We start from the raw sequence: 9,107 nt of genomic DNA, 5'->3' as shown, positions 1-9,107 counted from the left end.
GATTGTTACGGCGAGAAAAAAATCTTCAAAGATAAAATTATCCCCGAAGATTTAATCTTCAAAAGTGAGTTTTACATTCCTCAGCTTGATGGCTTCCGCCCGCCAAAAGATGTGTGGGTGCATATTAGTGGCATTGATTTAGTTCGTGGTGGTGATGGCGAGTATTATATTCTGGAAGATAATTTGCGTTGCCCTTCTGGCGTTTCTTATGTTTTGGAAAATCGAAATGTTCTAAAACGCACTTTTCCTCAAATTTTTAGCACTATAAATCTTCGCCCTGTTAGTAATTATCCAAGCCAATTATTCAATACTCTCCGGCATTTAAGCGACGCAGATAATCCGAATATCGTGGTTTTAACCCCTGGTATTTTTAACTCCGCATATTTTGAACATTCTTACTTAGCACAACAAATGGGCGTTCAGCTTGTGGAAGGCTCTGATTTAGTTGTTCGTGATGAAATCGTTTATATGAAAACCACGAAGGGTTTGCAAAAAGTTGATGTAATTTATCGCAGAATTGATGATTCATTTTTAGATCCAAAATTCTTCCGTCCTGATTCTATGCTTGGCGTTCCGGGTATTATGAGTGCGTATCTTGCGGGGAATGTTGCACTTGCAAACGCACCGGGCGTTGGGATTGCTGATGATAAAGTTATTTACGCTTATGTTCCTGAAATTATAAAATATTATTTAGGTGAGGAAGCCATTCTAAATAATGTTCCAACTTATTTATGCTGGCGTGAGGAAGATAGAAAATATGTGATTGAAAATATCCATAATTTAGTAGTAAAAGCCGCAACTTTATCTGGTGGATATGGTCTTCTAATTGGCCCTCATTCTACAAAAGAACAACAGCAGGAATTTATTGATAAAATAAATGATGACCCGCGAAATTACATCGCACAGCCTGTTCTGGCACTTTCAACTGTTCCAACCATCACAAGTGATGGTATTGAGCCTCGGCATGTTGATTTACGCCCCTATATTCTTTATGGAAAAGAAACTTATATTTCACCTGGTGGGCTTACCAGAGTGGCACTTCGCAAGGGTTCTTTGGTGGTAAATTCCTCTCAAGGTGGTGGCAGTAAAGATACATGGGTGGTGGCTTGAGCTTCCTTTTAGCGTCAAGTTAACTTGACATATTATAAATATTTTTTATAATAAAATTCTAATGTTTTACGAAGTTTCTATTCTTTATGATGAATATGGTTGGAGTTTTTATCAAGATTGGATAGATGCACTTGATGAAATTACATCAGAAAGAATTAAAAATCGTATTAATCGAGTAAAATTTGGAAACTTTGGAGATTTTAAGAATGTTTACAAAAACATCTATGAACTCAGGTTTTTCTTTGGCTCAGGTTACAGAGTTTATTTTGCCAAAGAAGGTAAAAACATAATTCTGCTTTTAGCAGGAGGTGATAAATTAACTCAGAAAAAAGATATTAAAAAAGCAATAGAAATTTATGAAAAATATAAATCTAAATAAAGGTAAATATACATTAGTTTCTTTTGAGGAATTGAGAATAAAAGAATTAACTGATACTAAAAAAGCAAAACTAGCCCTAAAAATTGCACTTGAAGAATATGAGCAAGATGGAGATTTATTAGCTTTGCTAGATTTTTTCAGGCAGCTTGCTAAGGCACAAGGCGGTTTGGCTAAAATTGCTAAGAAATCAAAAATAAGCCGTCAGGCTTTGCATTCAGCGCTTTCAGAAGATGGTAACCCAAAGATAAAAACCTTTGAGGCAATCCTAAAAACTCTAGGATATAGAATGAGCTTTAAGCCGATAAATATTAACCCTAAAGAAAAGAGAATCTAAATGCTTAGTAGAGTTGCAGAAAATTTATATTGGCTTTCACGCTATGTTGAGCGTGCGGAGAATGTTTCACGCATTATTGATGTGAATCACCATTTAATGTTGGATATGCCTTCTGGCACTCTAAATGAGCAGTGGGAGCCTATTATAATTGCTCTTGGTGAAGAGGAATCTTTCAAAAAAAAACACTCAAATTTCAGCAAAGAAAAAGTTATAGATTTTCTTACTTTTGATGAAGAAAACCCAAATTCAATAATCTCAGCGGTTAATTCCGCTCGCTTTAACGCAAGAACAGTTAGGGAGTCAATTTCCCCAGAAATGTGGGAGGAATTGAATAATCTTTACCATAATATCAAAGATTATAAGGAAGAATATTTTGACGCTGAAGATCATAAAGAGCTATTTGATAATATCATCAAAACTAGCCATTTATTCGTTGGCACTACTGATAGAACTTTAATGCATGATGAAGGTTGGCATTTTATTAGGCTTGGCAGAATGCTTGAGCGAGCTGATAAAACCAGCCGAATTTTAGATCTAAAATATTTTATTTTGTTACCATCAATTACAGATGTTAACACTCCGCTTGATGATATTCAGTGGGGTGCTTTGCTAAAATCTGCTAGTGCTTTTGAATCATATAGAAGGGCTTATAATCACATTAATTATGATTCAATCTTGAAGTTTTTAATCCTAGAAAAAGATTTACCAAGAAGCATTAGATATTGCATTAATGGTGCTTTGAGAACTATTAATAATATTTCTCCTGAATTTAAGGGTAACTCATTCAACAGCCTTTTTAATCTAAGTAAAGAGCTTGAGCATAAAAAAGTTGATGAGATAAAATTTTACGGATTGCACGAATATATTGATTTAATCCAGCAAAAATTAAACGACATCGGAGACGGCATCTACCAAGATTATTTTTATAAAGTAGTTTAAGCAGCTTTTTTGAGTTTTTGCTTCGCTTTGATGGTTGCTTGAGCTGCAGAGAGCCTTGCAATTGGCACACGGAAAGGCGAGCAAGAAACATAATTCAAACCAGCATTATGACAAAACTCAATTGATGGCGGGTTGCCACCATGTTCACCACAAATACCAAGCTTGATATCTTTGCGAGTTTTTTTGCCTCTTTCAGCGGCGAGTTCAATAAGTTGGCCAACGCCTTCAGTATCAAGAACGGCAAATGGATCTTTTTCAAAAATGCCTTTTTCTATATATTGCGGAATGAAACTTCCTGCATCATCACGAGAAATTCCAAGCGTTGTTTGCGTTAAATCATTAGTGCCAAAACTGAAGAATTCAGCATTTTCTGCAATCTTATCAGCAACTAAAGCTGCACGCGGAAGTTCAATCATCGTGCCAACTAAATACTCAATTTTTGAGCCTTTTTCAGAGAATACTTTTTCAGCAGTTTGATTAACTAATTTTTTAAGAGTGCTTAATTCCTTCGGATTTAACACAAGCGGAATCATTATTTCTGGCAAAACTTTTTTGCCTGATTTTGCTGCATCAATCGCTGCTTCAAAAATTGCTCTCGCCTGCATTTCATAAAGCTCAGGATAAGTTATACCAAGCCTGCAACCTCTGTGACCAAGCATCGGGTTTGATTCGTGAAGCTCTTTCGTGCGAGTTTTAATTTTCTCAGCAGAAACACCAGAAGCCTTAGAAACCTCAGCGATTTCCTCATCAGTATGCGGGATAAATTCGTGCAAAGGTGGGTCAAGCAAGCGGATTGTAACTGGCAAGCCTTCCATAATTTCAAAAATATCAACAAAATCTTTGCGTTGATAAGGAAGTAATTTTGCGATCGCTTTTCTGCGACCAACTTCATCACTTGCAACAATCATTTCACGAATTGCGATGATACGTTCTGCATCAAAAAACATATGTTCAGTGCGGCATAAACCAATACCTTCCGCACCGAATTTTCTAGCTGTTCTGCAATCTTGCGGGGTTTCAGCATTAGTACGAACTTTAAGGGTTCTGGTTTCATCAGCCCATTTCATCAGGGTTTCAAATTCTCCTGAAAGCTCAGGATCAATTGTTGGAACTTTACCAAGAATCACCTCACCAGTTGAGCCATCAATAGTAATAATATCGCCATCTTTAAGGGTGATATTACCAATAGTTATTTTTCTCTCTTTCAAATTGATATTAACCGATCCAGCACCTGAAACGCAAGGCGTTCCCATGCCTCTAGCAACTACCGCTGCGTGAGATGTCATACCACCACGAGAGGTCAGAATTCCTTTTGCAGCGGCCATTCCGTGAATATCTTCAGGGCTGGTTTCCGCACGAACAAGAATCACCGCTTCTTCTTTTTTCGCAAGCTCTTCTGCCTCATTTGCAGTGAATACAATTTTTCCGCAAGCAGCACCTGGGGAAGCTGGCAAGCCTTTTGCAATAATTTGTTTTTTCGCTTTTGGATCAAGCGTTGGGTGAAGTAATTTATCAAGCTCATCAGGTGATACACGAAGCAAAGCTTCATCTTTAGAAATCAAGCCTTCTGCCACCATATCAACTGCAATTTTGATTGCAGCTTTTGAAGTGCGTTTGCCATTACGAGTTTGCAACATCCAGAGCTTTCCATCTTCAACTGTGAATTCAATATCCTGCATATCGCGGTAGTGCTTCTCAAGTTTTTTATAAATATCAACCAGCTGATTATAAACTTCTGGTAGGGTTTCTTCCATCGCTGGAAGTTTGCTTTTTTGCTCTAATTTGCCTGCAATCGTGATTTGCTGAGGCGTGCGAATGCCTGCAACTACATCTTCACCTTGCGCATTGATTAAATATTCACCATAAAAAGATTTTTCACCAGTTGAAGGGTTACGAGTGAAAGCAACGCCAGTTGCACTATTTTCACCAGTATTTCCAAATACCATTGATTGCACATTAACAGCAGTTCCCCAGCTTTCTGGAATGTCATACATTCTGCGATAAGTGATTGCTCTATCATTCATCCAGCTTGAAAAAACTGCGCCAACTGCACCCCATAATTGTTCTTTTACATCTTGTGGAAATGGCTTGCCGAGTTCTTCTTGAACCTTCTTTTTGAATTTACTTGCAACATCTTTCATATCATTAGCATCAAGCTCAGTATCAAGCATAACGCCTTTATCTTGCTTTTTGAGATCCAAAATTTCTTCAAATAAATGCTTATCAATTTCAAGCACAACATCAGAATACATTTGAATGAATCTACGATATGAATCATAGGCAAATCTAGGATTTCCGCTTTTTTGAGCTAAGCCTTCAACTGTTTCATCATTCAAACCTAGATTGAGGATTGTATCCATCATTCCCGGCATTGAAGCCCTTGCACCCGAGCGAACCGAAACTAAAAGTGGGTTAGATTTATCCCCAAATTTTTTGCCAAGAATTTTTTCAATATGGGCAACTCCTTCCGCAACTTGCTTTTCAAGGGCGTCAGGATATTTGCGATTATTTTCATAATAAGCTGTGCAGACTTCCGTAGTGATGGTAAAACCGGGGGGAACAGGCAGGCCAACGCGGCTCATTTCCGCAAGGTTTGCACCTTTACCGCCGAGCAGATTTTTCATTGAGCCTTCGCCCTCTGCATTACCATTACCAAAATTATATACCCATTTAGTCATAACCAAAAATCTAAGTTTTGAGGTAGTTTTTAGCTTTTTTTGCAGGTAATTCAATAAGAAATTCTAATAAATTAGGAATTTTTATTTATGTTTCTATCAACCCAATGCTTCAACTAATTTATACATATTAGAGCTGTGAGATCCTTTAATTAGGGCGATATCACCTTTTTTGAGGATATTATTAATTTCACCTAAACATTCTTGATAATCTTTGAAATGCTTGATTTCCTTGATTTTTCCTTTGGCTTTAGTTGAAAGATATTTCATATCAGCACCGCAAGTGATAAGAAAATCAATGTTTTTAAGATGCTCAGCTAGAGATTCGTGATATTCTTTTGAATGCTTGCCGAGCTCCTTCATATCACCAAGAATTGCGATTTTCCTTGTATATCCCTGCTTTTTAGAGAGGTTTGCAAGAGCTTTTTTCATACTCTCAGGGCTGGCATTGTAGGAGTCATCAATTACTACAGCTCCATTTTTAAGCTGGATTTCAGCACCCCTGCCCTTAACTGGCTTTAACTCTTTAATTGCTTCAATCGCATCTTCAAGATCCAAGCCAATATAGGCAGCGATTGTGAGCGCAAATAAGATATTATTTTCAACAAAATATTCGCATAAATTTTTTGGAATATTAACAATTTGATCAACAATATTTGCGGTGATAAAATCCCCCTCATCACTGCATTCACAAGCGACTTTACCGAAGGAAAGCAAATCACTAATGCCGTTTTCCTCAGCAATTTCAGTGAGCATTTCATAAAATTGATTATCTGCTGGAATTACACCACAGCCATCAGGCACTAGAAATTCTAATATTTCAGCCTTTGCCCTTGCGATACCTTCCAAGCCATCAGAAAAATTTTCAATATGAGCTTCTGAAACCCAAGTAATACCAGCAATATGAGGGTGAGCTATTCTGCATAAATCGGAAATTTCACCCGCGTGATTCATACCCATTTCAAGCACTGCGTATTGGGTATTTTCAGGCATATTAACGATTGTGAGGGGAAGCCCGATGTGATTATTTAGATTTCCTTGCGTCCAATGCACCCTGTAATAGCTAGATAAAATTTTTGCGAGAAGCTCTTTTGCGGTGGTTTTCCCAACGCTTCCAGTAACGCCGATAAATTTTGCTTTTGAATTTCGACGCTTTTTGTAAGCAAGCCTTTGCAAGGCTTTTAGGCTATCTGCAACTAAAATTGTTTTTTCAAGATGAGCATAATTTTCATCATCAATTATAACGGCAACCGCACCTTTTTTGAGAGCATCTTCTGCAAATTTATTGCCGTTATGAACTTCACCTTTTAAGCCGAGATAAATATCGCCTTTTTCTATTTTACGAGAATCAATAGAAATTTTATCAGAGTTAAATTTTAATTTAACCTCACAACCTAAATATTCCGCTATGTTTTTCTCATTCCACATATTTTTATGGTAAAAATTTTTTTACTATTTCAAAATCACTAAAGTGAAATTTTTCCTTACCGATTATCTGATAATTTTCGTGGCCTTTACCTGCGATAAGCAAGCAATCTGAAGGTTTTAGCATCTCCAAACCTTTTTTGATAGCAATTTCTCTATTCTCAATTTCAATCGCATTTGGGCAAGTAGAAATTATTTCTTTGCGGATAATACTTGCATTTTCTGTTCTTGGGTTGTCATCTGTAACAATGGTAATATCAGATAATTTGCTTGAGATTTCACCCATCAAAGGCCTTTTAGTTTTATCTCTATCACCCCCACAACCAAAGAGCGTGATTAGTTTTCCAGAAGTTTGTTCACGGCAGGAAATTATAGCTTTTTCAAGCGCATCAGGGGTATGAGCATAATCAATCACCGCCTTCGCCTTGCCATTTAAGAGTGGGATTAATTCCATTCTCCCCTTAACCGATTTTATATTTTGCGAGGCCTCACAAATTTCAGAAAAATCATAATTATTATTTATTAGCATAGCAATAGTGCAAGCCAAATTATAACCTTGAAACCGCCCAATTAGATTGGTTTTAATGGTTTTAGAAATTTCTTTATTTTGTAATTCTAGTTCAATTCCGCTTTCATTAAGTGCGATGTTTTTTATCTTCAAATCGCTTGATTTTTTGCCAAAAGAAAAAAGTTTTTTATTATTTTTTTCACAAATATTTTTAATTTTTTCAAATTCTTCTATATCTGAATTCACAATCGCAACCCCATTTTGCGATAAATGCTTAGTAAAAATCAGCATTTTTGCGGCAAAATATTCCTCCATTGTTTTGTGAAAATCCAAATGATCTTGCGAAAAATTTGTAAAGCCTGCAGTTAGAAATTTTATAAAGCCAAGCCTTTCCAAAAAAAGCCCATGGCTTGAGGCCTCCATAACAATTTCATTTATATTTTGATTTTTTAATTCTTTGAGATTTTCAAATAAGGTTAAAATATCCGGAGTTGTCATTCCACTATCAGAAAATATTTTTTCAAAATCACCATCAATTAGTGTTCCTAGAGTTCCGATAGAAGCTGATTTTACGCCAAGTTTAGCAAGAATATTAGCTGTAAAATTTGCAACTGAAGTTTTGCCATTTGTGCCAGTTACACCATAAATTTTTTCAGGAATTTTATATCTATAAAAAACTTGAACCGCACGATTTAGCAACTCATTTACATCTTTAGTTTTGATGAAAGAAATATCTTTATATTTTGGGTCAATCGCAAAATTTTCATAAGTAATAATTGCTTTCGAACCTTTTTCTATGGCGGAATGGATAAAATCTTCACCATTAAAATTCTGCCCTTTTAAGGCAAAAAAAATTGAGTTTTCTGTAGTTTTTCTGGAATCAGAAATTAGCGAAGAAATATCAAAATCTCTCTTAAAAAGAATTTGAACATCGTCTAACTGATATGTAAATTGCGAAAATTTCACTTAAATTTTTTCCGAATATTTAGTGAGAAACAAACCATCTTTATTTTGTAAAATCAACGGAAATAAATCAGAGACTAATTTTATTTTATTATCAATAATTTTCTGCTCATCATCAGTAAATTTACTCAGAACATAATCATGGACTTGAGCTTTAAGGAGTGGTTTGCCTATGCCAATACGGATTCTTTTATAATCAATGCCGGCTAGATTATCTATAGATTTCAAGCCATTATGCCCGCCACTTCCACCAGCGATTTTTATTTTTATTTTGGCGAATTCCAAATCTAAATCATCGTGAATAACAATCACATTTGAAATATGCTCTTTGTAAAAATGGCAGATTTCCTGCACCGCAAGCCCACTATTATTCATATAAGTTTGCGGTAAAATCATTTTGATATTTTTCTCCGCAATTTTTCCTTGCGTAAATAAACTATGAAATTTTTTAGTAAAACTCGGAAGATTATAATCAGAAGCTAGTTGATGGCAGATTTCAAAACCAATATTATGTCTGGTTTTATTATATTTTTCACCGAAATTTCCAAGCCCAACAATTATCATTTTAAGTATTTTTGATAGGGTTGAAATTATTTGGCTGGGGTACTAGGATTCGAACCTAGGGATGTCGGTACCAAAAACCGATGCCTTACCGCTTGGCTATACCCCAATATTGTAATCGGAGTTTAGCTTATAGTAATTTTATTTTTAGTTTCAAGCCTCATTTTTGAAACATCAAAAAAACTTATGCCCCTACATAACCATACAAAAGAA

8 protein-coding genes and 1 tRNA gene are annotated in these 9,107 nt (G+C 35.8%); 4 read left to right on the top strand and 5 right to left on the bottom strand.

The features are described from left to right. The 4 genes from SFT90_01620 to SFT90_01605 form a co-directional block, all read left to right on the top strand. The coding region (locus SFT90_01620) for a circularly permuted type 2 ATP-grasp protein (protein MDX1949181.1) at nt 1-1,110 on the top strand (1,110 nt) is incomplete at its 5' end. A 61-nt stretch (nt 1,111-1,171) separates the two neighbouring features. Then, nucleotides 1,172-1,489: a type II toxin-antitoxin system RelE/ParE family toxin gene (locus tag SFT90_01615; protein MDX1949180.1), complete on the top strand. Its 318-nt coding sequence runs from the start codon at nt 1,172-1,174 to the stop codon at nt 1,487-1,489. After that, a complete protein-coding gene (locus SFT90_01610) occupies nt 1,467-1,823 on the top strand; it encodes a hypothetical protein (GenBank protein ID MDX1949179.1) in 357 nt (118 codons plus the stop codon). Before SFT90_01615 ends, SFT90_01610 begins: the two co-directional genes overlap by 23 nt. Further along, nucleotides 1,824-2,762: an alpha-E domain-containing protein gene (locus SFT90_01605; GenBank protein ID MDX1949178.1), complete on the top strand. Its 939-nt coding sequence runs from the start codon at nt 1,824-1,826 to the stop codon at nt 2,760-2,762. On the opposite strand, the gene ppdK is transcribed toward SFT90_01605, so the two are convergent. From ppdK to SFT90_01580, 5 genes are all read right to left on the bottom strand, one after another. Beyond that, complete coding sequence (gene ppdK, locus SFT90_01600; protein MDX1949177.1) at nt 2,759-5,440, bottom strand: pyruvate, phosphate dikinase; 2,682 nt, start codon at nt 5,438-5,440, stop codon at nt 2,759-2,761. The two genes, SFT90_01605 and ppdK, sit on opposite strands and share 4 nt — an antisense overlap. Before the next feature lie 96 nt (nt 5,441-5,536). Beyond that, the gene (murF, locus tag SFT90_01595) at nt 5,537-6,865 is read right to left on the bottom strand and encodes a UDP-N-acetylmuramoyl-tripeptide--D-alanyl-D-alanine ligase (protein ID MDX1949176.1); all 1,329 of its coding nucleotides are present in this window, start codon (nt 6,863-6,865) and stop codon (nt 5,537-5,539) included. Between the two features lie 4 nt (nt 6,866-6,869). Further along, complete coding sequence (locus SFT90_01590) at nt 6,870-8,336, bottom strand: UDP-N-acetylmuramoyl-L-alanyl-D-glutamate--2,6-diaminopimelate ligase (GenBank protein MDX1949175.1); 1,467 nt, start codon at nt 8,334-8,336, stop codon at nt 6,870-6,872. Next, nucleotides 8,337-8,897: an aminoacyl-tRNA hydrolase gene (pth, locus tag SFT90_01585; protein ID MDX1949174.1), complete on the bottom strand. Its 561-nt coding sequence runs from the start codon at nt 8,895-8,897 to the stop codon at nt 8,337-8,339. 31 nt (nt 8,898-8,928) lie between these two features. After that, nucleotides 8,929-9,003, bottom strand: a tRNA-Gln gene (locus SFT90_01580). Nucleotides 9,004-9,107 lie beyond the last annotated feature (104 nt).

The organism is Rickettsiales bacterium, from assembly GCA_033762595.1.
GTDB lineage: Bacteria > Pseudomonadota > Alphaproteobacteria > Rickettsiales > UBA8987 > JANPLD01.
Note: the sequence above shows the minus strand (reverse complement) of the source record. Positions and strands in the feature narration are given on the sequence as shown.

Bases quoted from the DNA above. Each gene is read 5' to 3' on its own strand.
- SFT90_01615 (MDX1949180.1), top strand. From the start codon at position 1,172: ATGTTTTACGAAGTTTCTATTCTTTATGATGAATATGGTTGGAGTTTT.
- SFT90_01610 (MDX1949179.1), top strand. From the start codon at position 1,467: ATGAAAAATATAAATCTAAATAAAGGTAAATATACATTAGTTTCTTTT.
- SFT90_01605 (MDX1949178.1), top strand. From the start codon at position 1,824: ATGCTTAGTAGAGTTGCAGAAAATTTATATTGGCTTTCACGCTATGTT.
- ppdK (MDX1949177.1), bottom strand. From the start codon at position 5,440: ATGACTAAATGGGTATATAATTTTGGTAATGGTAATGCAGAGGGCGAA.
- murF (MDX1949176.1), bottom strand. From the start codon at position 6,865: ATGTGGAATGAGAAAAACATAGCGGAATATTTAGGTTGTGAGGTTAAA.
- pth (MDX1949174.1), bottom strand. From the start codon at position 8,897: ATGATAATTGTTGGGCTTGGAAATTTCGGTGAAAAATATAATAAAACC.